20 protein-coding genes and 1 pseudogene are annotated in these 25,813 nt (G+C 53.4%); 11 read left to right on the forward strand and 10 right to left on the reverse strand.

The genetic code is table 11. The annotated features are described in order from the left end of the window. Window positions 1-36: 36 nt before the first annotated feature. The 4 genes and pseudogenes from gluQRS to thpR form a co-directional block, all read right to left on the reverse strand. Window positions 37-932, reverse strand: a pseudogene (gene gluQRS, locus D6029_RS05370) (tRNA glutamyl-Q(34) synthetase GluQRS). Window positions 933-1,002: 70 nt separating this feature from the next. Then, window positions 1,003-1,458 carry an RNA polymerase-binding protein DksA gene (gene dksA / locus D6029_RS05375; protein WP_120063779.1) on the reverse strand — a complete coding sequence of 152 codons (456 nt, stop codon included), beginning with the start codon at window positions 1,456-1,458 and terminating at the stop codon, window positions 1,003-1,005. 188 nt (window positions 1,459-1,646) lie between these two features. Beyond that, window positions 1,647-2,351 carry a DNA/RNA nuclease SfsA gene (gene sfsA / locus D6029_RS05385; protein ID WP_120063780.1) on the reverse strand — a complete coding sequence of 235 codons (705 nt, stop codon included), beginning with the start codon at window positions 2,349-2,351 and terminating at the stop codon, window positions 1,647-1,649. Further along, a complete protein-coding gene (gene thpR / locus D6029_RS05390; RefSeq protein WP_120063781.1) occupies window positions 2,352-2,891 on the reverse strand; it encodes an RNA 2',3'-cyclic phosphodiesterase in 540 nt (179 codons plus the stop codon). A 75-nt stretch (window positions 2,892-2,966) separates the two neighbouring features. Here thpR and hrpB point away from each other — a divergent pair, with 75 nt between their 5' ends. From hrpB to fhuB, 6 genes are all read left to right on the forward strand, one after another. Then, a complete protein-coding gene (hrpB, locus tag D6029_RS05395) occupies window positions 2,967-5,399 on the forward strand; it encodes an ATP-dependent helicase HrpB (RefSeq protein ID WP_120063782.1) in 2,433 nt (810 codons plus the stop codon). Window positions 5,400-5,477: 78 nt separating this feature from the next. Next, a complete protein-coding gene (mrcB, locus tag D6029_RS05400) occupies window positions 5,478-8,033 on the forward strand; it encodes a bifunctional glycosyl transferase/transpeptidase (RefSeq protein ID WP_120063783.1) in 2,556 nt (851 codons plus the stop codon). Window positions 8,034-8,244: 211 nt separating this feature from the next. Then, a complete protein-coding gene (gene fhuA, locus D6029_RS05405) occupies window positions 8,245-10,479 on the forward strand; it encodes a ferrichrome porin FhuA (protein WP_120063784.1) in 2,235 nt (744 codons plus the stop codon). A 48-nt stretch (window positions 10,480-10,527) separates the two neighbouring features. After that, entirely contained in the window at window positions 10,528-11,325 is a 798-nt protein-coding gene (gene fhuC / locus D6029_RS05410) for a Fe3+-hydroxamate ABC transporter ATP-binding protein FhuC (protein ID WP_120063785.1), read from the forward strand. Then, entirely contained in the window at window positions 11,325-12,224 is a 900-nt protein-coding gene (gene fhuD, locus D6029_RS05415; protein WP_120063786.1) for a Fe(3+)-hydroxamate ABC transporter substrate-binding protein FhuD, read from the forward strand. The genes fhuC and fhuD overlap by 1 nt, the downstream gene beginning before the upstream one ends. Then, complete coding sequence (gene fhuB, locus D6029_RS05420; RefSeq protein ID WP_120063787.1) at window positions 12,221-14,197, forward strand: Fe(3+)-hydroxamate ABC transporter permease FhuB; 1,977 nt, start codon at window positions 12,221-12,223, stop codon at window positions 14,195-14,197. The genes fhuD and fhuB overlap by 4 nt, the downstream gene beginning before the upstream one ends. A 132-nt stretch (window positions 14,198-14,329) precedes the next feature. Here the strand turns inward: fhuB and hemL are convergent, their stop codons facing one another. Beyond that, on the reverse strand, window positions 14,330-15,610 hold the full coding sequence (gene hemL / locus D6029_RS05425) for a glutamate-1-semialdehyde 2,1-aminomutase (RefSeq protein WP_120063788.1): 1,281 nt from the start codon (window positions 15,608-15,610) through the stop codon (window positions 14,330-14,332). Window positions 15,611-15,749: 139 nt separating this feature from the next. On the opposite strand from hemL, the gene clcA reads away from it, so the two are divergent. Together clcA and erpA are read left to right on the forward strand one after the other, a co-directional pair. Beyond that, a complete protein-coding gene (gene clcA / locus D6029_RS05430; RefSeq protein ID WP_120063789.1) occupies window positions 15,750-17,171 on the forward strand; it encodes a H(+)/Cl(-) exchange transporter ClcA in 1,422 nt (473 codons plus the stop codon). Between the two features lie 75 nt (window positions 17,172-17,246). Beyond that, complete coding sequence (gene erpA, locus D6029_RS05435) at window positions 17,247-17,594, forward strand: iron-sulfur cluster insertion protein ErpA (protein WP_064539800.1); 348 nt, start codon at window positions 17,247-17,249, stop codon at window positions 17,592-17,594. Between the two features lie 179 nt (window positions 17,595-17,773). Here the strand turns inward: erpA and D6029_RS05440 are convergent, their stop codons facing one another. The 3 genes from D6029_RS05440 to mtnN are packed head-to-tail and all read right to left on the reverse strand — an operon-like array spanning window position 17,774 to window position 19,910. Continuing rightward, window positions 17,774-18,394 (reverse strand): TRIC cation channel family protein, encoded by a 621-nt coding sequence (locus D6029_RS05440; protein WP_120063790.1) that lies wholly within the window; start codon window positions 18,392-18,394, stop codon window positions 17,774-17,776. Window positions 18,395-18,418: 24 nt separating this feature from the next. Beyond that, window positions 18,419-19,219, reverse strand: coding sequence for a vitamin B12 ABC transporter substrate-binding protein BtuF (btuF, locus tag D6029_RS05445; RefSeq protein ID WP_120063791.1), 801 nt, complete (start codon window positions 19,217-19,219; stop codon window positions 18,419-18,421). Next, window positions 19,212-19,910 (reverse strand): 5'-methylthioadenosine/S-adenosylhomocysteine nucleosidase, encoded by a 699-nt coding sequence (mtnN, locus tag D6029_RS05450; protein ID WP_120063792.1) that lies wholly within the window; start codon window positions 19,908-19,910, stop codon window positions 19,212-19,214. Before mtnN ends, btuF begins: the two co-directional genes overlap by 8 nt. A gap of 93 nt (window positions 19,911-20,003) precedes the next feature. Between mtnN and dgt the strand changes: the two genes are divergently transcribed. The 3 genes from dgt to D6029_RS05465 all read left to right on the forward strand — a co-directional run bounded on the left by dgt (window position 20,004) and on the right by D6029_RS05465 (window position 24,432). Beyond that, a complete protein-coding gene (gene dgt, locus D6029_RS05455; RefSeq protein WP_120063793.1) occupies window positions 20,004-21,518 on the forward strand; it encodes a dGTPase in 1,515 nt (504 codons plus the stop codon). A 143-nt stretch (window positions 21,519-21,661) separates the two neighbouring features. Next, window positions 21,662-23,110, forward strand: a complete 1,449-nt coding sequence (gene degP / locus D6029_RS05460; protein WP_120063794.1) for a serine endoprotease DegP — start codon at window positions 21,662-21,664, stop codon at window positions 23,108-23,110. A 164-nt stretch (window positions 23,111-23,274) separates the two neighbouring features. After that, on the forward strand, window positions 23,275-24,432 hold the full coding sequence (locus D6029_RS05465) for a CdaR family transcriptional regulator (RefSeq protein ID WP_120063795.1): 1,158 nt from the start codon (window positions 23,275-23,277) through the stop codon (window positions 24,430-24,432). A 31-nt stretch (window positions 24,433-24,463) separates the two neighbouring features. On the opposite strand, the gene D6029_RS05470 is transcribed toward D6029_RS05465, so the two are convergent. After that, the gene (locus D6029_RS05470; RefSeq protein WP_120063826.1) at window positions 24,464-24,853 is read right to left on the reverse strand and encodes a DUF3461 family protein; all 390 of its coding nucleotides are present in this window, start codon (window positions 24,851-24,853) and stop codon (window positions 24,464-24,466) included. A gap of 115 nt (window positions 24,854-24,968) precedes the next feature. Continuing rightward, window positions 24,969-25,793, reverse strand: coding sequence for a 2,3,4,5-tetrahydropyridine-2,6-dicarboxylate N-succinyltransferase (gene dapD, locus D6029_RS05475; RefSeq protein ID WP_034461055.1), 825 nt, complete (start codon window positions 25,791-25,793; stop codon window positions 24,969-24,971). Window positions 25,794-25,813: the final 20 nt, after the last annotated feature.

Below are 25,813 nucleotides of genomic sequence, written 5' to 3' on the forward strand. Positions count from 1 at the left end.
ATCATAGGGACAAAAAAAACAGCGGCTAATCATAGCTCAGTGCGTGCCATTTGAGAATGATGTATTCACGACGAGCCAGGTTGAATAGCCTTGAGCGACCAGTTTTGCACCGCCTGATGCAACAACTCGTTTAGCGTTAAATCTTGCCAGTGGGCGATTTCTGGCTGATTCAAAAAAGTTAGAGCGTCACGGATAACCGGGCGCGGATCGCCTTGTGGAAGGGCTGGCGCGTGATTCTGCTTCGATAACTTTGCGCCATTTTCATTAAGTACTAATGGCAAATGGACGTAATCTGGCACCTTCCAGCCAAATTGTTGATACAGCGAAATTTGCCGCACAGTGGGCTCAATTAAATCGGCACCGCGCACAATTTCGCTCACGCCCTGGAAATTATCATCCACCACTACAGCAAGATTATAGGCAAATAACCCATCACGACGGTGAATGATAAAATCTTCACGCGCCAGTTGTTCGTCGGCAATTAAGGTTCCGTGCAGTTTATCTTCAAAACGTAATACCGGATGGCGTTGTTCAAAACGCAATGCGGCATTCTCTGGTCCGAGATTCAGCGTGCGGCAATGGCCGTCGTAAAAACCGCCAATTTGCTGAATGCGGCTGCGGGTGCAGGTGCAGTAATAACTCAGCCCTTGTTCGCGCAACCAGGAAAGAGCTTCACGATAAGCCTCGTGGCGTTGAGATTGCCACAGCACTTCGCCATCCCAGTGCAGACCGTAATGTTCTAACTGCTGTAAGATGGTCGCGGCGGCACCAGGAACTTCGCGCGGCGGGTCGATATCTTCGATACGCACCAGCCACTGACCGTGTTTTGAACGTGCCTGTAGATAACTGCCGAGTGCGGCAATCAACGAACCGAAATGGAGTTCACCCGAAGGCGAGGGTGCAAAGCGCCCAATATAGTGAGATGTGGTCATTTTTCAGGGAGCTAGAAATGAATAAGGCGGGAGAGACTCCCGCCTTTGAAAGTGATGAAATCGCGAGCTGTTAGCCAGCCATTTGTTTTTCGCGAATTTCTGCCAACGTTTTGCAATCAATGCACAAATCAGCGGTCGGGCGAGCTTCGAGGCGGCGGATGCCGATTTCAACGCCACAAGATTCGCAGTAGCCGAAATCTTCGTCTTCTACTTTCTTGAGAGTCTTCTCGATTTTTTTGATCAGTTTACGTTCCCTGTCACGGTTACGCAGTTCGAGGCTGAACTCTTCTTCCTGGGCTGCACGGTCTACCGGGTCCGGGAAGTTTGCTGCTTCGTCTTGCATATGCGTCACCGTGCGATCAACTTCATCCATAAGTTGGCTACGCCAGGCTTCAAGAATAAGCTTGAAGTGCGACAGCTGGGCTTCGTTCATATACTCTTCGCCCGCTTTCACCTGATATGGCTCCACCCCAGCGATGGCGAGGATACTCAGGGACGATGTTTTACGCTTTTGCCCTTCTTGCATGTTGTTTCTCCTTAACACGCACTATCGGTCCCCTGTTCGGGGGAAAATCAGGCCGCTATAAATAGCAGATGCTTTTCGGGTTGGCAATTATATAAATTCCTCTCTTGACAACCCTGTGAAGAAAAGCGTATTTACGCGAGCCACCAGCACACAAAACAGACAAACGTTAACTGCTCTTTATTAAAAAATTATAAACAGACAGGCAACGGCGAAATTAGAGTAAGCCCAAGGGCTGAAAGTTCGGCCTTATAGGCAATAATTTCGACTCCGGACTGTTGCGCCTCGTATAACAGTTGCGCGTATTTTGCGTCGATGTGGCGTGCCGGGGAAACTTGAGTGATGCCAGAATGCAATACCGCAAACAGCAACACCGCGCGTTCGCCCTGCAAAACCACGCTCATCAATTCCCGCAAATGCTTCTGGCCTCGAAGGCTCACCGCATCTGGGAAATAGCCACAACCTTGTTGTGATAACGTGACTGATTTTACTTCAATATAGCAGTTAACCTTGCAATCTGCCTGTAACATAAAATCAATGCGGCTGCGTTCTGCGCCGTACTTTACTTCACTTTTAATGACTGTATAGCCCATTAATTCTGAAATGCTTTCTGCATTCAACGCTTCTTTCACCACGGCATTGGCGCGCAACGTATTCACACAAATAAACTCACCGTTTTGCGTCTGCGTGATTTCCCAGGTGTGAGGATATTTACGTGTCGGGCTGTCGGAGGTGGAATACCAAACGGTATCGCCAGGGGTTGCGCAACCGGTCATCGCTCCCGTATTCGGGCAATGTAACGTCAGTTCAACGCCATCCGGCGTAACGACATCGGCCAGAAAGCGTTTGTAGCGTTTAATTAATGTGGCCTGCTGCAACGGCGGGTTAAATTCCATTCACTCTTCCTTATTACTTAACGTCCAGCGTTGGTGTTCCAGGTAACGCGTGCGCCCTTGTTTGTAAACGGACTCGTACAGTGCAAATTCATCGACCTTAAACTGCCAGCGAAAATTGGGCTGTGGGATGGAAACGGCTCGCGGCGTGTTGCGATAAAGCGTGATGTGCGGATGAAAAGGCTGCGGGCTTTGGTAACAGCCATTACGCGCCGCCTGGGAGCGTAACATATTCGCAAGTTGAATGAGTCCTAAAGGGGCGTGACGCGGGCCAATCCACACCACGTTTGAGCGCAACCATTGCCCGGCGTCGTCAATCGTCAGGGTAAAACCATTCTGGCGAATGCGCCCGGCAAGCTGGCTCAGCGCTTTTTGCTTTTCAGCGCTGATATCGCCCAAAAAGGCCAGCGTCAGATGCAGGTTTGCGGCTGCTACCGGGCGGCCAGTATCTTCAGGAAACTGTGTGGCGCGCCACTGGATAATCTGTTTTTTCGCCTCTTCAGGCAGTTCGAGGGCAAAAAACAGACGGCGAGTTTCAGCCATTTTGGTCTCTCTCGTTATGATTTGGCTTGATGCTACAATAGCGAACTTTCGATGATAACCCTTTTGGAGCCGTTCGTGCCGTCATTACCGGTCGCCGCAGTCTTACCCGATATTCTTCACGCCTTGCAAAATGCGCCACAGGTTTTACTGAGCGCGCCTACCGGTGCGGGTAAATCGACGTGGCTGCCGTTGCAGATTTTACAGCAGGCAAACTTAGGCGGACGCATTTTGCTGCTCGAGCCGCGTCGCCTGGCAGCGCGTAACGTTGCGCAGCGTCTCGCAGAATTATTGGGTGAAAAGCCGGGCGAAACCGTGGGCTACCGGATGCGTGCGGAAACCTGTGTCGGGCCGAACACGAAGCTCGAAGTCGTGACCGAAGGGATTCTGACGCGCATGATTCAGCACGACCCCGAACTTGAAGGCGTGGCGCTGGTGATCCTCGATGAATTTCACGAACGCAGCCTGCAAGCCGATCTGGCGCTGGCGCTGTTACTCGATGTGCAACAAGGCTTACGCGACGACCTCAAATTATTGATTATGTCGGCAACGCTGGATAACCCGCGTCTCCAGCAATGTTTACCAGACGCACCGATTATCAGCTCCGAGGGCCGCGCGTTTCCTGTTGAGCGCCGATACAGCCCGTTTTCCACGCATCAACGTTTTGATGAAGCCGTCGCTATTGCGGTGGCGAATTTGCTACGTGAGGAATCTGGATCTTTATTACTCTTTTTACCGGGCGTCGGCGAAATTCAGCGCGTCGCGCAGCAACTGCAAGAGCGTGTGGCAAGCGATGTTCAGCTTTGCCCGCTTTATGGCGCATTGCCTTTAAACGAGCAGCGCAAAGCGATACTGCCTGCGCAGAACGGCCAGCGAAAAGTGGTGCTGGCGACCAACATCGCCGAAACCAGCCTGACTATCGAAGGCATTCGTCTGGTTGTCGATTGCGCGCAAGAACGCGTCGCGCGCTTTGATGTGCGCACCGGGCTTACTCGGTTGATTACCCAGCGAATTAGCCAGGCGTCGATGATTCAGCGCGCCGGGCGAGCAGGGCGTCTGGAGCCGGGCATCTGTTTGCATCTGGTTAGCGCGGAACAGGCTGAACGCGCCGCCGCGCAAAGCGAGCCGGAAATTCTGCAAAGCGACCTCTCCGGTTTGCTGCTCGATTTGCTGCAATGGGGTTGTCAGGATCCAAACCAACTGACCTGGCTTGATACACCCCCTGCAACTAATATTGCCGCGGCACGAACGTTATTACGCCAGCTTAATGCGCTCGATGAGCAAAACCGGCTCACGCCTGGAGGCCAGAAAATGGCGAATCTTGGCAACGATCCGCGTTTTGCCGCCATGCTGGTTAATGCAAAAACGGCAGATGAACAGGCAACCGCTGCCCGCCTGACCGCGATTCTCGAAGAGCCACCGCGTGGCCAGGACAGCGATTTGCGCAATGCGTTTGGTCGCCGCCAGGAAAACTGGCAGCAGCGCAGCGGGCAATTGTTAAAACGCTTGAATAGCCGTGGCGGTGAGGCAGATTTTTCCCTTGCTGCACCGTTACTGGCGCAAGCGTTTCCCGACAGAATTGCCCGCCGCCGTGGGCTGGATGGACGCTATCAGCTAGCCAACGGTATGGGCGCGATGTTGAATCAGGACGATCCCTTAACGCGTTACGAATGGTTGTTGGCACCGCTACTGTTGCAGGGCAGCAACACGCCCGATGCTCGTATTTTGCAGGCGATTCCGCTGGAAATTGATGCGCTTTCCGCGCAGTGCCCGGGATTACTCACGCAAAGCGATTCCGTGGAATGGGATGAAACGCAAGGCACGCTGAAAGCATTTCGCCGCACCCAGATTGGCAAACTGGTGCTGAAAGTTCAGCCGCTGGCAAAACCGTCTGAAAGCGAGATGCATCAGGCGATGCTCAACGGGATCCGCGATAAAGGCCTGAGTGTTTTGAACTGGTCACCGCAGGCGCAACAGCTGCGAACGCGCCTGGCGTGTGCGGCGAAATGGCTGCCTGAGCTGAAATGGCCGGAAGTTTCAGACAATGCCTTGCTGCAAGATTTAGACCGCTGGCTGTTACCCGAACTTCATGGTGTACACTCGCTGCGCGCATTAAAAAACATTGATGTCACACGGGCGTTACAGAACCTGCTCGACTGGAACGCACGCGTGCGTCTGGATAGTGCGCTGCCAACTCATTACACTGTGCCGACCGGAAGCCAGATAGCGATTCGCTATGATGATGAAAACCCGCCCGTTCTTGCGGTTCGTATGCAAGAAATGTTTGGTGAAGCGCAAACCCCGGTGATTGCCGATGGCCGTGTGCCACTGGTTCTGGAGCTGCTCTCCCCGGCGCAGCGTCCTTTGCAGATAACGCGTGATTTAACCGCATTCTGGAATGGGGCGTATCGGGAAGTGCAAAAAGAGATGAAAGGACGTTATCCAAAACACGTCTGGCCGGATTCGCCAGCAGACGCGCTGCCGACGCGGCGTACCAAGAAGTACCAATGACTTTGAGAGATTTCCTCTTCCGTCTTTAATAGAGGAAAGGAAAATCAGGCCTGGCGCCTATTTTTGGTGGAGAAAGCAATGGCGGGGAATGACCGCGAACCAATTGGACGTAAAGGAAAACCTTCACGTCCCGCAAAAGAGAAAGTAAGCCGCCGTCGAGTCCGGGAAGAGGAATACGACGCGGATTACGATGATGATTATGATGACGAGGAACCGATGCCGCCACGTAAAGGTAAAGGCAGCGGCAATGGCCGTCCGCCACGCAAAAAGCGCCGCTGGTTGTGGTTCTTAGTAAAACTGTTTGTTGTTTTTGTTGTGCTGTTCGTGATTTACGGCGTCTATCTGGACCAGAAAATCCGTACCCGTATTGATGGCAAAGTCTGGCAGCTCCCGGCGGCAGTTTATGGCCGGATGGTGAACCTTGAGCCGGATATGCCGTACAGCAAAAAAGAGATGGTCAACCTGCTGGAAGCCACTCAGTACCGTCAGGTCACCAAGATGACGCGTCCTGGTGAGTTTACGGTGCAGGGCAACAGCATCGAGATGATCCGTCGTCCGTTTGATTTCCCTGACAGTAAAGAAGGGCAGATTCGCGCTCGTCTGAACTTTGACGGCGATCATCTGGAATCGATCCAGAATATGGACAGCAACCGTAGCTTTGGTTTCTTCCGTCTGGATCCGCGCCTGATCACTATGTTGTCGTCGCCAAACGGTGAGCAGCGTTTGTTTGTGCCGCGTACGGGTTTCCCGGATCTGCTGGTTGATACGCTGATCGCCACCGAAGACCGCCACTTCTATGAGCACGATGGCATCAGTTTCTTCTCTATTGGCCGTGCGGTTCTGGCGAACCTGACCGCCGGACGCACCGTGCAGGGCGCGAGTACGCTGACGCAGCAGCTGGTTAAAAACCTGTTCCTGTCGAGCGAGCGTTCTTACTGGCGTAAAGCGAACGAAGCGTACATGGCGCTGATCATGGATGCGCGTTACGGCAAAGATCGCATTCTTGAGCTGTATCTGAACGAAGTGTATCTCGGCCAGAGTGGCGACAACGAAATTCGTGGTTTCCCGCTGGCAAGCCTGTATTACTTTGGCCGTCCGGTAGAAGAGCTGAGCCTCGACCAGCAAGCGTTGCTGGTGGGCATGGTGAAAGGGGCGTCGATTTACAACCCGTGGCGTAACCCGAAACTGGCTCTGGAGCGTCGTAACCTGGTGTTGCGCCTGCTGCAAGAGCAGAAGGTGATCGACCAGGAACTGTACGACATGCTGAGCGCCCGCCCTCTGGGTGTGCAGCCGCGCGGTGGCGTGATTTCGCCACAGCCTGCGTTTATGCAGATGGTGCGTAACGAACTCCAGACCAAACTGGGCGATAAAGTTAAAGACTTGTCCGGCGTGAAGATCTTCACCACTTTCGACTCCGTTTCTCAGGATGCGGCAGAAAAAGCGGTGAGCGAAGGGGTTCCGGTACTGCGTGCGTCCCGTAAGCTGAAAGACCTCGAAGCGGCGATGGTGATTGTTGACCGTTCGACTGGCGAAGTCCGTGCGATGGTGGGCGGCGCTGAAACTCAGTTTGCTGGCTTTAACCGTGCGATGCAGGCGCGCCGTTCTATCGGTTCTCTGGCAAAACCCGCGACCTATCTGACGGCATTGAGCCAGCCAGATTCGTATCGCCTGAATACCTGGATTGCCGATGCGCCAATCGCGCTGAAACAGCCGAATGGCCAGGTCTGGTCACCGCAAAACGATGATCGTCGCTACAGTGAGAGCGGCAAGGTCATGTTAGTGGACGCGCTGACGCGTTCGATGAACGTGCCGACCGTCAATCTGGGTATGGCGCTGGGCTTGCCAGCTGTCACCGACACCTGGGTTAAACTCGGCGTGCCGCAAAACCAGCTGCATCCGGTTCCGGCAATGTTGCTGGGCGCACTCAACCTGACGCCAATTGAAGTGGCTCAGGCGTTCCAGACCATTGCCAGCGGCGGTAATCGTGCCACGCTTTCGGCTCTGCGTTCGGTGATTGCGGAAGATGGCACCGTGTTGTATCAAAGCTTCCCGCAGGCGGAACAAGCGGTTCCACCGCAGGCGGCGTACATGACGCTGTTTACCATGCAGCAAGTTATGGCTCGCGGTACGGGTCGTGCGTTAGGTGGGAAATACCCGAACCTGCATTTAGCGGGTAAAACGGGCACCACCAACGATAACGTCGACACCTGGTTTGCCGGGATTGATGGCAAAGAAGTCGCCATTACCTGGGTGGGTCGTGATAACAACCAGCCGACCAAGCTGTACGGCGCGAGCGGGGCGATGTCGCTTTACCAGCGTTATCTGGCTAACCAGACGCCAATTCCGTTGGTGCTCAATCCGCCGGAAGATATCGTCGATATGGGCGTGGACAGCGCGGGTTACTTCCAGTGCGGCGGCGGTGGCGATCGCGTGTTGCCGGTGTGGACGACGAATCCAGACGGTTTGTGCCAGCAAAGCCAGCAGGCCGAGCAGAACAACAATCCGTTTAGTCAGTCGCAGCAGCCTCAATCGACGCAGCAGCAACCACAGCAGCAACAGCAACAACCGCAGCAGCAGCCAGAAAAAAGTGATGGTGTTGCAGGTTGGATTAAGGACATGTTCGGCGGTAACTAATCCTCGCTGTATTGTGAAAAAGCCTCCGTTTGTAACGGGGGCTTTTCTTTTTTGTTAAGTCCATGCAATTACTCTGGTTAATTATTATTCCTTCGCACACTTCATGGGTGTGATCTGCTTGCTATGCACTTTCCGTTTCGTCTATTATTCTGCGGGCATAATAATAATTATCGTTTACGTTATCATTCGTCACTTCATCAGAGAAATCACAATGGCGCGTTTAAGAACTGGACAACCAGTCAATACCTCAATTCGCAAACTGGCATTTTTTGTTGCTGCAGCCTTAAGCGGCGTGAGTGCAACAAGTTTTGCAGCAGACAACACAACCAAAAAAGAAGACACCGTCACGGTTACCGCCACGGCGGCTCCTGATGAAAGCGCGTGGGGCCCGTCGCCAACGATTGCGGCAAAACGCAGCGCCACCGCCACCAAAACTGATACACCAATTGAAAAGACTCCACAGTCTATTTCGGTGGTGACTAATGAAGAGATGCAAATGCATCAATTCCAGTCGGTGAAAGAAGCTCTGGGCTATACGCCAGGTGTCACAGTCAGCAGCCGTGGTGCTTCCAATACTTATGATTTTGTTATCATTCGTGGTTTTTCCTCTGTAGGTCTGAACCAAAATAACTATCTTGATGGCCTGAAATTACAGGGTGATTTCTATAATGATGCCGTCGTAGATCCTTATTTGTTGGAACGTGTAGAACTGATGCGTGGCCCGACCTCCGTGTTGTACGGAAAAAGCAGCCCGGGCGGTATCGTTTCTATGGTTAGTAAGCGCCCGACCACAGAACCGCTTAAAGAAGTGCAGTTCAAGATGGGAACAGACAGCCTGTTCCAGACCGGTTTTGATTTCAGCGATGCGCTGGATGACGATGGCGTTTACTCCTATCGCCTGACTGGTGTGGCACGTTCTGGTAACGAACAGCAGCAGAATTCAGAAGCGCAGCGTTATGCCATTGCGCCTTCTTTCTCATGGCGTCCGGATGACAAGACCAATTTCACCTTCTTGTCTTATTTCCAGAATGAACCAGAAACTGGCTACTACGGCTGGTTGCCAAAAGAAGGCACGGTTGAGCCATTGCCAGGCGGGGGCCACCTGCCAACCGATTTCAATGAAGGTGCGACCAACAACAGCTATTCCCGTAACCAAAAAATGGTCGGTTATAGCTTCGAGCACGGTTTTAACGACACCTTTACCGTGCGCCAGAACCTGCGTTTCTCAGAGATGAAAGTGGCTCAGCAAAGTGCTTACGGCACTGGGTTGTGTAACAACAGCATGAACCTCTTCAACTCGTACTGCCAGGCACTGTCACCAGAGCAGCAGGCGCACTATTTAGGCCGCGGCACAGTTGTTGATGAAGAGCGCCTGCAAAACTTTAGCGTTGACACTCAGTTGCAAAGTAACTTTGCGACAGGCGCGGTTGAACACACGCTGTTAACCGGTGTTGATTACTCGCGCATGCGTAACGATATCAGCGCGTTGTTTGGTAATGCTCCGCCATTGGATCTGAATAACCTGCCGCCGATGGAACCGGTTGATTTCGGCGAAGCTGTGCCTTACCAAATGAACGAAAGTAAGCAAACGGGTATCTACGTTCAGGATCAGGCTGAGTGGGACAAATGGGTGCTGACACTGGGCGGCCGTTACGACTGGTCTAAACAAGCGACGACCGTACGTAGCGACAACGGTTACATCGACCGTAACGACAAGCAGTTTACCTGGCGTGGTGGTGTGAACTACCTGTTTGATAATGGTATTTCACCATACGTCAGCTATAGCCAGTCTTTCGAACCTAATGCCTTTAGCCTGTACAGCACGCCGCGTGTCGCTTATGAACCCTCTAAAGGTGAGCAATACGAAGCGGGTGTGAAGTATGTGCCGAAAGATATGCCGGTCGTTATTACCGGTGCGGTCTATCAGTTGACCAAGTCTGATACCCTGATGACTGACCCAACGAATGCATTTAATCAGGTTCCTGCTGGTGAAGTGCGCGCGCGTGGTGTTGAACTGGAAGCTAAAGCGGCTCTTAACGCCAACATCAACGTCACTGCGTCTTATACCTATACCGATGCGGAATACACCAAAGACACCAACTTGCAGGGCAACACGCCTGCGCAAGTGCCAGAACACATGGCTTCCCTGTGGGGCGATTACACCTTCAACGATGGCGTACTGAGTGGACTGACTTTGGGGACGGGTGGTCGCTTTATTGGTTCCAGCTACGGTGACCCGGCAAACACCTTCAAAGTGGGCAGCGCAGCGGTAATGGATGCAGTCGTCAAATATGACCTCGGTCGCTTTGGTCTGAATGGTTCAAGCGTGGCGGTAAACGTGAATAACCTGCTTGATCGTGAATATGTGGCCAGCTGCTTTGAAACCTATGGTTGCTTCTGGGGCGCAGAGCGTCAGGTTGTTGCGACTGCAACATTCCGCTTCTAAGTGTATTCGGGCACGGTTCGCCGTGCCCCATCAACAAAGATGGCTACCATGCAGGACAAACAGCTTCATCCCGATACCACGTTTAGCCTCACTGACGTTACCTTTCGCGTTCCCGGTCGCACGCTTCTCCATCCTCTTTCGCTGACCTTTCCGGTCGGAAAAGTCACTGGCCTGATTGGGCACAACGGCTCGGGCAAATCGACATTACTTAAAATGCTCGGTCGTCACCAGAAGGCTTCTGAGGGTGAAATTCATCTCAACGATCAACCGCTCGATAGCTGGAGCAGTAAGGAATTTGCGCGCAAAGTCGCATACTTACCGCAGCAACTTCCGGCAGCCGAAGGCATGACTGTGCGCGAACTGGTGGCGATTGGTCGCTATCCGTGGCACGGCGCGTTGGGCCGTTTTGGTGCGGCAGATCGCGAACTGGTGGATGAGGCGATTACGCTGGTTGGCCTGAAGCCCTTTGCCCATCGTCTGGTGGACAGCCTTTCCGGCGGTGAACGCCAGCGCGCGTGGATTGCCATGCTGGTGGCGCAAGACAGCCGCTGCTTGCTGTTGGATGAACCGACATCGGCGCTGGATATCGCCCATCAGGTTGATGTGCTGGCATTGATTCATCGCCTCAGCCAGGAGCGCGGCCTGACGGTGATTGCCGTTTTGCACGATATCAATATGGCCGCCCGCTATTGCGATAACCTGGTGGCGCTGCGTGGCGGTGAAATGATTGCCCAGGGCAGCCCAACTGATTTGATGCAAAGCGAAACGCTTGAGAAAATTTACGGGATCCCGATGGGTATTCTGCCGCATCCGGCGGGTGCCGCTCCGGTGAGCTTTGTTTACTGATGCCTGATTTGATTAATCCTTTCATGAGTCGTCGCCAGTTGCTTACCGCGCTGGCGCTCTCGCCGTTGTTGCTCAAAATGGGTAGCGCGCAAGCGGCTTCCATCGATCCTCATCGCATTGTGGCCCTTGAATGGTTGCCGGTTGAATTGATGCTGGCGCTGGGGCTGACGCCTTATGCAATGGCGGATATCACTAATTATCAAGCCTGGGTTGGCGAGCCAAAATTGCCCGATGGCATTATCGAAGTCGGGTTGCGTACCGAACCGAATCTCGAACTTCTCACCCAACTCAAACCGTCGCTGATTCTCTATTCCGCAGGCTATGGCCCGTCTCCTGAAAAACTGGACCGAGTCGCGCCCGGTTTAGGTTTTAGCTTTAACGATGGCTCCGGCAAACCGCTGAACGTCGCTCGCAAGTCTCTGACAGAACTGGGCGAAAAGCTCGGGATGCAGCAGGCGGCAGCCGATCACTTGCTGAAGTTCGACCAATTTATCGAGCAGATGAAACCTCGCTTTGCGAATCGCGGTGATAAACCTGTTTTGCTGATGACATTGTTGGATTCCCGCCACGCGCTGGTGATTGGCAAAAGTAGCCTGTTCCAGCAGGTGATGGATTTGCTTGGCGTGAAAAACGCCTGGCAGGGCGAAACCAATTTCTGGGGCAGCGCGGTGGTTGGCCTTGAGCGTTTAGCCGCCGTGAAAGATGCCGACGTTATCTGCTTTGATCACAATAACGATGCCGAGATGGAACGCGTAACCGCGACGCCGCTTTGGAATGCGATGCCTTTCGTACGCCAGAATCGTTTCCAGCGCGTTCCTCCGGTCTGGCTTTATGGCGCAACGCTTTCCGCCATGAACTTTACGATCACGTTGGCGAAAGCCATAGGGAGCCAGGCGTGAAACATCGTCAAGCCCTGTTCCCGGCGATGCTGTTATCGCTGCTGTTTGTGGTCGCCTGCGCGCTGACGCTCCACAACCTGAACGCGCAGTTGCCTTCCGCGCAGTGGCTGGTGGCCTGGTGGCAGCCGAACATTGATGACATCAACCAGATGTTATTCCACTACAGCTTATTGCCGCGCCTGGCGATCTCTTTGCTGGTCGGCGCAGGGCTTGGGCTGGTGGGCGTGCTGTTCCAGCAGGTGCTGCGTAACCCGCTTGCCGAACCGACCACGCTTGGCGTGGCGAGCGGTGCACAGTTGGGCGTTACCGTTGCCACGTTATGGGCGCTGCCCGGTGGATTCGCGACGCAACAATTTGCCGCGTTAGTCGGCGCAGGTGTCGTGGGTTTGCTGGTGTTCGGCGTGGCGTGGGGTAAGCGTTTATCGCCGGTCACGCTGATTCTTGCCGGTCTGGTACTCAGCCTGTATTGCGGCGCAGTAAATCAGTTGCTCGCCATATTCCATCACGACCAGTTGCAGAATATGTTCCTGTGGAGCACCGGTTCGTTGAACCAGCAGGACTGGGATATCGTCAACGGCCTGTGGCCGCGTCTGGTTGGCGGATTGTTATTAACGCTGTTGCTGTTGCGCCCGCTAACGCTGATGGGCCTCGACGACGGCGTGGCGCGAAACCTCGGCCTGGCGCTTTCCATGGTGCGCCTGGCGACGCTGGTGCTGGCGATTGCCATCAGTGCGCTGCTGGTGAACGCGGTCGGGATTATCGGCTTTATCGGTTTGTTCGCTCCATTGCTGGCGAAAATGCTGGGTGCGCGTCGCCTGGTGGCGCGGCTGTTCCTCGCACCGCTGATTGGCGCGTTGATTTTATGGCTGTCTGATCAGTCGGTTATCTGGCTGACCAGCGCCTGGCGTGAAATTTCTACCGGCACGGTGACGGCGCTGATTGGTGCACCGTTGTTGCTGTGGCTGTTGCCGCGCCTGCGAACCGTGGGCACTCCGGCGATGAATCAGGGCGATAACGTGCCGACTGAACGCCAGCATCTGGTGTGGTGGGTGTTAATCGGCAGCGGCGTGTTAGCGCTGGTGATCGTCACCGCCTTGACGCTAGGCCGCGATGCGAATAGCTGGAACTGGGCGATGTTCCACGAGTTATTGCAGTGGCGCTGGCCGCGCGTGCTGGCGGCACTCACTGCGGGCATGATGCTGGCGGTTGCCGGGAGCGTGATTCAGCGTCTGACCGGCAACGCGATGGCGAGCCCTGAAGTGTTGGGGATTAGTTCGGGTGCGGCATTCGGCGTGGTGATGATGCTGTTTATCGTGCCGGGAAATGCCTTCGGTTGGTTGTTCCCAGCGGGAAGCCTCGGTGCGGCGGTCACGCTATTAGTGATTATGGTCACCGCCAGCCGTGGCGGTTTCTCGCCGCAGCGCATGTTGCTGGCAGGGATGGCGCTGAGCACCGCGTTTACAATGTTGTTGATGCTTTTGATGGCGAGCGGCGACCCGCGCATGGCGGGGATCCTCACCTGGATTTCAGGTTCGACGTACAACGTGACCGGCGATCAGGCAGTCAGGACGTTAATCCTGATGGTGATTTTATTCGCGCTGACGCCGCTGTGCCGCCGCTGGCTGATGATTCTGCCATTGGGGGGCGCAACCGCGCGCGCAATTGGCATGGCGCTGACGCCATCGCGCTTTGCATTGCTTTTGCTGGCAGCAACGTTAACCGCAGCCGCAACGATGACCGTCGGCCCGCTGAGTTTTGTCGGCTTAATGGCACCGCACATTGCGCGCATGTTGGGGTTCAGACGTGCGATACCACAGCTAATTATGTCGGCGTTGTTTGGCGGAATGCTGATGGTGGCGGCGGACTGGTGCGGAAGAATGATTTTGTTCCCGGACCAGGTTCCAGCCGGGTTATTGGCGACGTTTATCGGTGCGCCGTATTTTGTCTATTTGCTGCGTAAGCAGACTCGTTAATTAATACGCCCTCACCCTAACCCTCTCCCGCAGGAGAGGGGACGACTCGGTGTTCTCCCTCTCCCGCAGGAGAGGGGACGATTCGGTGTTCTCCCTCTCCTTTGGGAGAGGGGCGGGGTGAGGGGAAAAATATTACAGCTTCGCAAACACCCGACGCGCAGCGTCAATCGTCTTCTGAATATCTTCCTTCGAGTGCGCAACCGACATAAAGCCTGCTTCAAACGCAGACGGTGCCAGGTAAACGCCTTCTTCCAGCATCAGGTGGAAGAACTTCTTAAAGCGCTCAACATCACACGCCATCACATCCTGATAGCACGTCACAGACTCTGCATCGGTAAAGAACAAACCGAACATGCCGCCAACGTTATTCACCACCAGTGGAATATTTTCGGTTTTTGCCGCGTGTAGCAGGCCGTTTGCCAGCATTTCAGTCAGCTCGGTCAACGTCTGGTGAACGCCAGGCTGTGCGACTTCCGTCAGACACGCGAAGCCTGCTGCCATGGCGATTGGGTTGCCGGAAAGCGTACCCGCCTGGTAAACCGGGCCGGTAGGTGCCAGTGCGTCCATGATTTCACGACGACCACCGAATGCGCCGACTGGCATACCGCCACCGATGATTTTACCCAGGCAAGTTAAGTCAGGCTCAACGCCGTAGTAAGACTGCGCGCCCGCCAGTGCAACACGGAAACCAGTCATCACTTCATCGATAATAAACAGCGCGCCAAACTCGTCGCACAGCGCGCGCAGGCCCGGCAGGAAATCGTCGTTTGGTGGAATGCAGTTCATGTTGCCCGCGACCGGCTCAACGATGATACAAGCGATGTCTTGTGGATATTGCTCGAACGCGGCACGCACGGAAGCGAGATCGTTATAAGTGCAGGTGAGGGTGTGTTTGGCGAAATCAGCCGGAACGCCCGGTGAGTTTGGCTGGCCGAGAGTCAACGCGCCGGAACCGGCTTTCACCAGCAGGCAGTCGGCGTGGCCATGGTAGCAGCCTTCGAATTTGATGATTTTGTCGCGGCCAGTGAAGCCACGCGCCAGGCGAATCGCGCTCATGGTAGCTTCAGTGCCGGAGTTCACCATGCGTACCATATCCATGGTAGGAACCAGTTCGGTGACCAGTTCTGCCATTTTCACTTCCATCTCAGTCGGCGCGCCAAAGCTCAGGCCGCGTTCTACCGCTTCAATCACCGCGTTGCGGATGGCCGGGTGATTATGGCCGAGAACCATCGGGCCCCATGAACCGACGTAGTCGATATAGGCTTTGCCGTCAGCGTCAAACAGGTAAGCCCCGTCAGCGCGTTCGATAAACAGCGGCACACCGCCGACTCCGGTAAAAGCACGAACCGGTGAGTTCACCCCGCCAGGGATGACTTTGCGGGCGGCAGCGTACAGGTTTTCAGACTTACTCATGAATCGGCTCCAGAATTCGTAGAAATAAAAGCAACACGCTATTCTAAGGGATTCCGCCGAAGTTATGAAAGTTTTGCCCTAACGCGCCGAGAGAGTAGAATGCCCCCTCGATTTGTATTACCAATAAATGATTAGCCTAATGAATCACTCCCACCCCTCTTTTGAAGCGCAACAGGTAGTGCGCTTACGTAGGGGCGACATGGTGCGTCGCCTAATTCGACAGGATAAAACTCCGGTCGCGATTCTTTTTATGGCCGCGATAGTAGGGACGTTAGCCGGTTTGGTGGGTGTCGCTTTTGAAAAAGCGGTCACCTGGGTTCAACAAAATCGCCTGGCAATGCTGGCGCATGTGGCTGATTACAGTCTCATTGTCTGGCCGTTGGCATTCATCAGTTCAATGCTTTTGGCGATGCTTGGCTATTATCTGGTGCGCAAATATGCACCGGAAGCGGGTGGTTCAGGTATCCCTGAAATTGAAGGTGCGCTGGAGGAGTTACGCCCGGTGCGCTGGTGGCGCGTTATCCCGGTGAAATTTATCGGCGGTATGGGAACACTCGGCGCGGGTATGGTGCTGGGTCGCGAAGGGCCAACCGTGCAATTGGGTGGGAATATCGGCCGCATGGTGCTGGATATTTTCCGTCTGCGCGGTGCCGAAGCACGCCATTCTCTGTTAGCGACCGGTGCCGCAGCGGGTTTATCCGCCGCGTTTAACGCCCCGCTGGCAGGGATTCTGTTCATTATTGAAGAGATGCGCCCGCAGTTCCGCTACAACCTGATTTCGATAAAAGCCGTGTTTATCGGCGTGATTATGTCGAGCGTAGTGTTCCGTATCTTCAACGGCGAAAGCGCGGTGATTGAAGTCGGAAAACTGTCTAATGCGCCGGTCAATACGCTGTGGTTGTATCTGGTTTTGGGCATGGTGTTCGGCATCGTCGGCGTGTTCTTTAATGCGATGGTGTTCCGTACTCAGGATATGTTCCAGCGTTTCCACGGCGGCAATCTCAAAAAATGGGTGATTATTGGCGGCCTGCTGGGCGGCGTTTGTGGCGTGTTAGGGTTGATTCAGCCCGCAGCCGCAGGTGGTGGTTTTAACCTGATCCCGATCGCTGCTGCCGGAAACTACACCCTCGGTATGCTGCTGTTTATCTTTGTTGCCCGTGTGATTACTACGCTGCTGTGTTTTTCTTCTGGCGCGCCTGGCGGGATTTTTGCCCCAATGCTGGCGCTCGGCACATTGCTGGGCACGGCGTTTGGCATGGCAAGTGCGGCCTGGTTCCCGGCGTATCACCTTGAAGTGGGGACATTTGCTATCGCTGGAATGGGGGCATTGTTTGCCGCCTCGGTGCGTGCGCCACTGACCGGGATTGTGCTGGTTCTGGAAATGACTGACAATTATCAGCTCATTCTGCCAATGATTATTACCTGCCTTGGCGCGACACTATTGGCACAATTCCTCGGCGGAAAGCCGCTATACTCCTCGATTCTTGAGCGTACGTTAGCAAAACAAGAAGCCGAGCAGCGAGCGAAAGAACAGCAAACCCCAGCCGGGGAGAATACTTGAACGATTTACTCGGGTATTAGATAATGACCCCAAATGTCGGCTATACCCGACTTCTTATTTCGTTGGGAGCAAATGATGAGTGATGACGTAGCAGTGCTGCCGTTGCAGTTTACCGAAGCAGCAGCCAATAAAGTAAAAACCCTGATCGCGGATGAAGAGAACCCGAATCTGAAACTGCGCGTTTACATCACCGGTGGTGGTTGCAGCGGCTTCCAGTATGGTTTTACCTTTGACGATCAGATTAACGACGGCGATATGACTATCGAGAAGCAAGGTGTTGCTCTGGTGGTTGACCCGATGAGCCTGCAATATCTGGTAGGCGGCGCGGTGGACTACACCGAAGGTCTGGAAGGTTCACGCTTTGTGGTGACTAACCCGAATGCGAAGAGTACCTGTGGTTGTGGTTCTTCCTTCAGCGTTTAAACCTGCATACTTCAAGCTGCAGGTGCGTTGACTGCACCCGTTCACCCCAGTCACATAGTTATCTATGCTCCTGGGGATTTACGGCTTTGTCGCCTTCCTGCAGCTCGAATTATTTGGTTTAAATAGTAAAAGATTATGTAGGCCGGATAAGCGTAAGCGTCATCCGGCTTTTTTATTGTCTATTGTCGGTCATCCAACGCAAACGTCGGCAATTTAAGATGCCAGCGAATCGCCGCCAGACGAATTGCCAGCGTCACGACCATGCCAATCATACTCGCCTGTTCCAGTGGGACGTGGAAAGTGTAATACGCCGTGGCGTGAACAATACCGCCAGCAATACAGGCGGTGGCGTAGATTTCGGTCCGCAGAATCATTGGGATTTCACGCGCTAAAACATCACGAATGATCCCGCCGCCCACACCCGTTAACACACCCATGCAGATGGCAACCAACGGGCTGGCTCCGGCCAGAAATGCTTTATTCACCCCAATTCCGACAAACACCGCCAGACCAACAGCATCGAGCACCGGCAAAATCCATTTTGGCAGGCGACGCGGCTGGCGCACCAGCACAATAGTCAGCATACAAGTGACCATCGCCACCACTAAATCGGTGGGATCTTTAACCCAAAACACCGGGCCATTATCGAGCGCCATATCGCGAATCGTACCGCCGCCCACTGCTGTCACCACGCCCAGCACCAGCACGCCGAACGGGTCCATACGGAGTTTTCCTGCCAGCAGCACGCCGGATATGGCAAAGACGGCTGTGCCAATGATGTCCAGCCAATAAACGAGCATCTCGCTACCCTCATCATCTAAATATTATTTTTCTGCCAGCTCCTCACAGAGCTGTTTTGCGGCGAGGATAATACGTGGGCTTGAACGACTAAACCAGTCATCATTCACTGCAATAACCGGAATTTTTAGCTGGGTATTCCAGAACTGTTCAATGGGAGGAATTTTGCTGTCATCGCCAGTGATAATAATAGCTTGTGGACGGCGGCTAAGCACCTGTTCGCGGCTCACCTGCGGCCAGGGAACGCGGCTATCAGCAAAGATATTTTGCCCGCCACACACTTCCAGAATTTCGTTCTGAATCGAACCGCGGCCGGTAGTAAACAGCGGCTGCTGGCCAAATTGCAAAAAGACCTTTTTCGGCGTTCGTTGGGAATATTGCGCTTTTAATGCGGCAAACTGCTTAGCGAGTTGGTCTGCGGCCTGGTTGGCAGTTTCGGGCGTCGGGCTGTACTGGCCTAATTGACGCAGGGCGGCAATCACTTCTTCGACCGTTGTCGGATCCAGCCAGACGACTTTGATCCCTAATGCTTTCAATTGGTTGATCTGGCGTTCTGCATTCCCCCCGCGCCAAGCCAGCACCACATCGGGCTTTAACGCGACAATGCGCTCGAGATTCATTCCCTGCCAGTTCGAGACTTGCTCAAGTTTTTTGGCGGCTTCTGGGTAATCCGACCAGGCGCTGACGGCTATTGGCGTGATGCCCGCCGCAAAGGCCAGTTCGGTATTGCTCGGTGAAAGTGAAATAACGCGCGGCGCCGCAATCAGCAGCGCCGGGATGCAAAAAAGTAGCGCGGTAATACCGCGCCAGAATGTCTTATTAACCACGGGCCAGTTTCTGTACTAGGTTTTCAACCATCAGCGTGGACTGCTTCGCTGCAACCGCCAGGAACTCTTCAAAGCTCAGGTGCGATTGCTGGTCAGCCACGTCAGAAATTGCACGAACCACCACAAACGGCGTGCCGAAGTTATGGCAAACGTGCGCAACGGCAGTCGCTTCCATTTCTACAGCAACAGCCTGCGGGAAGTTATGGCGAATTTTTGCCAGCGCCACAGAACCGTTAATAAAGGCATCACCACTAACCACTAAACCGCGAACAGCATTCAGGTTCAGCTCGGCAATGCACTCTTGTGCAGCGGCAATCAGTTTTGCATCAGCAGCAAAACCGGCCGGGCAGCCAGGCAGTTGGCCGAACTCATAACCGAAAGCGGTGACGTCCGCGTCGTGATAACGCACTTCATCAGAAACCACGATATCGCCGACTTTCAGCGTCGGTGCGAGGCCGCCCGCAGAACCGGTGTTGATAATCACATCAGGTTTGTAGTGTTCGAGCAAAAGCGTTGCGCCCATCGCTGCCGCCACTTTACCGATGCCTGATTTCAACAGCGCCACTTCAACGCCATTCAGCGTGCCGGTGTAAATTTCACACCCGGCCAGGGTCAGAGTTTGACGGTTTTCAATTTTGTCACGCAGCAGCGTAACTTCTTCTTCCATTGCACCAATAATGCCTGCTTTCATAGTGATACTCGCTAAAGTGTTAGATTACCTTCATAGTCTATCATGTCAGGCATGAAGGATTAATCCGCTCTTAATCTGGGCGAAGGAGAAGGCATGAGTGAAATAGATTTCCGTAAGAAAATTAACTGGCACCGCCGTTTCCGTTCGCCTGAAGGGCCAAAGAATGAACATGAGATCCTGCGTATTTTTGAAAGTGACCGTGGGCGTATCGTTAATTCTCCGGCCATTCGCCGTTTGCAGCAGAAAACTCAGGTCTTTCCCTTAGAGCGTAATGCCTCTGTTCGCACGCGTTTAACGCATTCCATGGAAGTCCAGCAAGTCGGGCGTTACATCGCCAAAGAAGTGTTGAGCCGCCTGAAAGAGCAGCAAGACCTCGAACGCTATGGCCTGCATGAACTTACTGGCCCGTTTGAAAGCATCGTCGAAATGGCGTGCCTGATGCACGACATCGGTAATCCACCGTTTGGTCATTTTGGCGAGTCAGCAATTAATGACTGGTTCCGTCAGCGCCTGTTTCCAGGGGATGCCGGAAGCCAGCCATGCAGTGACGATCGCTGCAAAGTGGCGGCGCTGTGTTTGCGCGAAGGTGAAGATCAATTGAATGGCTTGCGCCGAAAAGTGCGCCAGGATCTTTGCCAGTTTGAAGGCAATGCGCAGGGTATTCGCCTGGTGCACAGCCTGTTGCGGATGAATCTGACCTGGGCGCAGGTGGGCTGCATTCTTAAATACACCCGTCCAGCCTGGTTTGTTGGTGAACCGCCAGAAAGCCACGCTTACCTGATGAAGAAGCCTGGCTACTATCTTTCTGAAGAATCTTACATTGCGCGTTTGCGTGCGGAGCTGGAACTCGGCGAGTACAGCCGTTTCCCGCTGACCTGGATTATGGAAGCGGCAGACGATATTTCTTACTGCGTGGCGGATCTGGAAGACGCCGTTGAGAAACGCATTTTCAGCGTCGAGCAGCTTTATCAGCATTTGTGTGAAGCGTGGGGCGAGCGTGTTGAAGGCGATCTTTTTGAACGCGTGGTGCACGAAGCGTGGGAAAAATCCCGTACTAATCAAATGCGCCGCAGCACGGAGGATCAGTTCTTTATGTATTTGCGCGTTAATACGCTAAACCAACTGGTGCCTTACGCTGCCCAGCGTTTTATCGATAATATTAACGAGATTTACAGCGGCGAGTTCAATCACGCCTTGCTGGAAGACGACAGCCCGTTTGCGCGCCTGCTGGAATTGTATAAACAAGTCGCATTTAAGCATGTCTTCAGCCACCCGGAAGTCGAACAGCTCGAATTACAGGGTTATCGCGTGATAAGCGGCTTACTTGATATTTACAGTCCCTTACTCCATATATCCGTTGAGGATTTTGCTGAACTGGTGGAAAAAGAAAGTTTGCGCCGTCTGCCGATTGAGACGCGTTTGTTCCACAAATTGTCGACAAAACATCGGCTTGCTTACATTGAAGCGGTCAGTGATCTGGATAAGTCTGCCAGTGATTTCGGCGTGTGGGAGTATTATTACCGCTGCCGCCTGATTCAGGATTATATCAGTGGAATGACGGACTTATATGCATGGGATGAGTACCGACGCCTGATGGCGGTGGAATAAGTGACTCGTTGAGTTTTGTAAAGACGGACAATAAATTTTTACTTTTTCCAGTGACTTATCGGCGGAACTTAGCGCCTCAATTGTCACTCTATATTGGCCTACACAGCAATTTTGCGTGACTTATTAACTTGAGACTTAAATCGATGAAAAAAACAACTTTAGCAATGAGCGCGCTGGCTCTTAGCCTAGGTTTGGCGCTGGGTCCTGTATCTGCAATCGCTGCTGAAACAGCTTCTTCTGCATCGGCCGCGCAACCGCTGCCAAGCCTTGCACCGATGCTGGAAAAAGTGATGCCTTCTGTAGTGAGTATTAATGTTGAAGGCAGCACCACGGTGAACACGCCGCGTATGGGGCGTAACTTCCAGCAGTTCTTTGGCGATAATTCACCGTTCTGCCAGGAAGGTTCTCCATTCCAGAGCTCTCCGTTCTGCCAGGGCGGCGGCGGGGCTGATGACGGCTCTCAGGGCGGCGGTAGCCAACAGCAAAAATTTGCTGCACTCGGTTCCGGCGTCATTATTGATGCAGCAAAAGGCTACGTGGTGACCAACAACCACGTTGTTGATAATGCGACTAAAATTCAGGTTTCCCTGAGCGACGGCCGTAAGTTCGATGCGAAAGTGGTGGGTAAAGATCCACGCTCTGACATCGCGCTGTTGCAGTTGCAGGATCCGAAAAATCTGACTGCGATTAAAATGGCTGACTCTGACGCACTGCGCGTCGGTGATTACACCGTGGCAATCGGTAACCCGTATGGCCTGGGCGAAACCGTGACTTCTGGTATCGTTTCGGCGTTGGGTCGTAGCGGCCTGAACATTGAAAACTACGAAAACTTTATCCAGACCGATGCGGCAATCAACCGTGGTAACTCCGGTGGCGCACTGGTTAACCTTAACGGTGAGCTGATTGGTATTAACACCGCGATTCTGGCACCAGACGGCGGCAACATTGGTATCGGCTTTGCCATCCCGAGCAACATGGTGAAAAACCTTACCGCGCAAATGGTGGAATTCGGCCAGGTTAAGCGTGGCGAATTGGGCATCATGGGGACTGAGCTGAACTCTGAGCTGGCGAAAGCGATGAAGGTTGATGCACAACGCGGGGCATTCGTAAGCCAGGTGATGCCGAACTCTTCAGCGGCGAAAGCGGGGATTAAAGCTGGCGACGTTGTGGTTTCCATGAACGGTAAAGCCATCAGCAGCTTTGCGGCTCTGCGTGCCGAAGTGGGCTCTATGCCGGTTGGCAGCAAACTGACTCTTGGCCTGCTGCGCGACGGCAAGCCGGTATCGGTGAATCTGGAACTGCAACAAAGCAGCCAGACTCAGGTTGATTCTGCGAGCATCTTTACCGGTATTGAAGGGGCTGAAATGAGCAACCGCAGCGGTAAAGATGAGAAGGGCGTTATCGTCAATAACGTGAAAGGGAATACCCCGGCTGCGCGTATTGGCCTGAAAAAAGGTGACATCATTATTGGTGTTAACCAGCAGGCGGTGAATAACATCGCCGAACTGCGCAAGATTCTCGATGCGAAACCGTCAGTGATGGCGCTGAACATTCAGCGTGGTGATACCACTATCTACCTGCTGATGCAGTAATCGTTACCGAGTTCATCTCAACACTATCAGGGCCGCTTATTGCGGCCCTTTTTTGTGAGCCTTTCCACAACTCCACATTCTTCACCCGCGCTTTGTGCATTCGCACAATGCTGAGGGGATTCATCTCGCCTATGCTAGGCCATTAGCACGATTCAGGAGGAAGCATGGCTGGCTGGCATCTTGACACCAAAATGGCGCAGGACATTGTGGCGCGGACCATGACCATCATTGATACCAACATCAACGTGATGGATGCGCGTGGGCGGATTATTGGTAGCGGTGATAAAGAACGTATTGGTGAATTGCACGAAGGTGCGCTGCTGGTGCTCTCTCAGGGACGTGTTGTCGATATTGATGACGCGGTGGCGCGTCATCTTCACGGTGTGCGCCAGGGGATTAACCTGCCGCTGCGCATTGAAGGGGAAATTGTTGGCGTTATTGGTTTGACCGGCGAGCCGGGATCGCTGCGTAAATACGGCGAGCTGGTGTGTATGACGGCTGAAATGATGCTTGAGCAATCACGCCTGATGCACTTACTGGCCCAGGACACGCGTCTGCGTGAAGAGCTGGTGATGAACCTGATTCAGGCGGAAGAACAAACGCCTGCATTGAGCGAATGGGCGCAGCGTTTGGGTATCGACCTCAACCAGCCGCGTGTTGTTGCAGTGGTGGAAGTGGATAGCGGGCAGCTTGGCGTAGACAGCGCCATGGAAGAGTTGCAGCAGCTGCAAACCGCGCTGACGACGCCTGAGCGTAATAACCTGATAGCGATTATCTCGTTAACGGAAATGGTGGTGCTGAAACCCGCGCTGAATCAGTTTGGCCGCTGGGACGCCGAAGATCATCGCAAACGTGTAGAGCAGCTAATTCAGCGCATGAAGGAGAATGGCCAGCTGCGTTTTCGCGTGGCGCTGGGCAACTATTTTACCGGCCCTGGCAGTATTGCGCGTTCGTACCGAACCGCTCGCACCACCATGATGGTCGGCAAACAACGTATGCCGGAAAGCCGGGGTTATTTCTACCAGGATTTGATGTTGCCGGTGTTGCTGGATAGTTTACGTGGCGGCTGGCAGGCGAACGAACTGGCACGCCCGTTGGCGCGTTTAAAAGCCATGGATAACAACGGATTACTGCGCCGAACATTGAGCGCCTGGTTTCGCCATAATGTGCAGCCACTGGCAACCTCTAAGGCGTTGTTTATTCATCGCAATACGCTTGAATACCGTCTGAACCGTATTTCAGAATTAACGGGTTTAGATTTGGGGAATTTTGACGATAGATTGCTGCTGTATGTGGCGTTGCAATTAGACGAGCAGAGATAAGAAAAGGGCCGGAGATTCCGGCCCTTTGGCATTATTTGTTGCGGGTAAGCTTTTCCAGATCGGACTCAATTTCTGCGATCTTATTGGTCACCACGGATTCCAGATGACGTAAATCATCGAGGATCTTGCGTTTCAGATCGACTTCAGTGCGATCGCGCTGACACAGTTGATCAAGTTCATCAATTACATAGCGCAGGTTCGGGCTGATTTCCTGCACTTCTTTGTAACCCTGGCCTACGCCATCGGCAACGACAGTTTTGCGCTGGCGTGGATATTTAAACTTCACGCTCTTGGCAAAAAACTCGCCTTTATCCTTCTGGAAATAGATTTTCAGGATATCGTTGTTGGCTTCCTGCCGGAGGCTATAACGATCGATTTCATCAGGATTGGTAATACCCAGACTTTTCAAGTTATCGTACATAGTGTTACCTTTTGCGATATCAGTATCATTAACCATTAGATAATTAACGGAAAAGTCCATTCCCGCTAGCCCGAAATGCTAAAAAGGCGGGTGAACCCGCCTTTTACACATTTAATTAATCGATTGTGCGAAGCAGTTCGTTGATTCCAACTTTGCCGCGAGTTTTCGCATCGACTTTTTTCACGATAACTGCGCAGTACAGGCTGTACTTACCATCTTTAGATGGCAGGTTACCCGAAACAACCACGGAGCCTGCTGGCACACGTCCGTAATGCACTTCACCGGTTTCGCGGTCATAAATACGCGTGCTCTGGCCGATGTAAACGCCCATGGAAATCACAGAACCTTCTTCAACGATAACGCCTTCAACCACTTCTGAACGTGCGCCGATGAAGCAGTTATCTTCGATGATAGTAGGGTTTGCCTGTAATGGCTCCAGAACACCGCCGATGCCTACGCCGCCAGACAGGTGAACGTTTTTACCAATCTGCGCGCAAGAACCGACTGTTGCCCAGGTATCAACCATTGAGCCTTCATCAACGTATGCGCCGATGTTGACGTAAGAAGGCATCAGCACGGTGTTACGTGCGATGTATGCGCCCTGACGGACTGCCGCTGGTGGCACCACGCGGAAACCTTCTTTCTGGAAACGTGCTTCGTCGTAGTTAGCGAATTTCATCGGCACTTTGTCGAAGTAACGGCTTTCTGCGCCATCAATAACCTGGTTGTCATTGATACGGAAAGAGAGCAAAACCGCTTTCTTCAGCCACTGGTGAGTCACCCACTGGCCATCAATTTTTTCGGCAACGCGCAGCGCACCGCTGTCGAGCAGGGAGATGACCTGGTTTACCGCTTCACGAGTAACGGTATCAGCATTTGCCGGAGTGATTTCGGCGCGGCGCTCGAAAGCGGTTTCAATTACATTTTGTAGCTGCTGCATTGTTAAAGTTTTCCTGATTG

Source organism: Buttiauxella izardii (genome assembly GCF_003601925.1).
GTDB lineage: Bacteria > Pseudomonadota > Gammaproteobacteria > Enterobacterales > Enterobacteriaceae > Buttiauxella > Buttiauxella izardii.

Bases quoted from the DNA above. Each gene is read 5' to 3' on its own strand.
- dksA (WP_120063779.1), bottom strand. From the start codon at position 1,458: ATGCAAGAAGGGCAAAAGCGTAAAACATCGTCCCTGAGTATCCTCGCC.
- sfsA (WP_120063780.1), bottom strand. From the start codon at position 2,351: ATGGAATTTAACCCGCCGTTGCAGCAGGCCACATTAATTAAACGCTAC.
- thpR (WP_120063781.1), bottom strand. From the start codon at position 2,891: ATGGCTGAAACTCGCCGTCTGTTTTTTGCCCTCGAACTGCCTGAAGAG.
- mrcB (WP_120063783.1), top strand. From the start codon at position 5,478: ATGGCGGGGAATGACCGCGAACCAATTGGACGTAAAGGAAAACCTTCA.
- fhuA (WP_120063784.1), top strand. From the start codon at position 8,245: ATGGCGCGTTTAAGAACTGGACAACCAGTCAATACCTCAATTCGCAAA.
- fhuC (WP_120063785.1), top strand. From the start codon at position 10,528: ATGCAGGACAAACAGCTTCATCCCGATACCACGTTTAGCCTCACTGAC.
- fhuD (WP_120063786.1), top strand. From the start codon at position 11,325: ATGCCTGATTTGATTAATCCTTTCATGAGTCGTCGCCAGTTGCTTACC.
- hemL (WP_120063788.1), bottom strand. From the start codon at position 15,610: ATGAGTAAGTCTGAAAACCTGTACGCTGCCGCCCGCAAAGTCATCCCT.
- clcA (WP_120063789.1), top strand. From the start codon at position 15,750: ATGAATCACTCCCACCCCTCTTTTGAAGCGCAACAGGTAGTGCGCTTA.
- erpA (WP_064539800.1), top strand. From the start codon at position 17,247: ATGAGTGATGACGTAGCAGTGCTGCCGTTGCAGTTTACCGAAGCAGCA.
- D6029_RS05440 (WP_120063790.1), bottom strand. From the start codon at position 18,394: ATGCTCGTTTATTGGCTGGACATCATTGGCACAGCCGTCTTTGCCATA.
- mtnN (WP_120063792.1), bottom strand. From the start codon at position 19,910: ATGAAAGCAGGCATTATTGGTGCAATGGAAGAAGAAGTTACGCTGCTG.
- dgt (WP_120063793.1), top strand. From the start codon at position 20,004: ATGAGTGAAATAGATTTCCGTAAGAAAATTAACTGGCACCGCCGTTTC.
- degP (WP_120063794.1), top strand. From the start codon at position 21,662: ATGAAAAAAACAACTTTAGCAATGAGCGCGCTGGCTCTTAGCCTAGGT.
- D6029_RS05465 (WP_120063795.1), top strand. From the start codon at position 23,275: ATGGCTGGCTGGCATCTTGACACCAAAATGGCGCAGGACATTGTGGCG.
- D6029_RS05470 (WP_120063826.1), bottom strand. From the start codon at position 24,853: ATGTACGATAACTTGAAAAGTCTGGGTATTACCAATCCTGATGAAATC.
- dapD (WP_034461055.1), bottom strand. From the start codon at position 25,793: ATGCAGCAGCTACAAAATGTAATTGAAACCGCTTTCGAGCGCCGCGCC.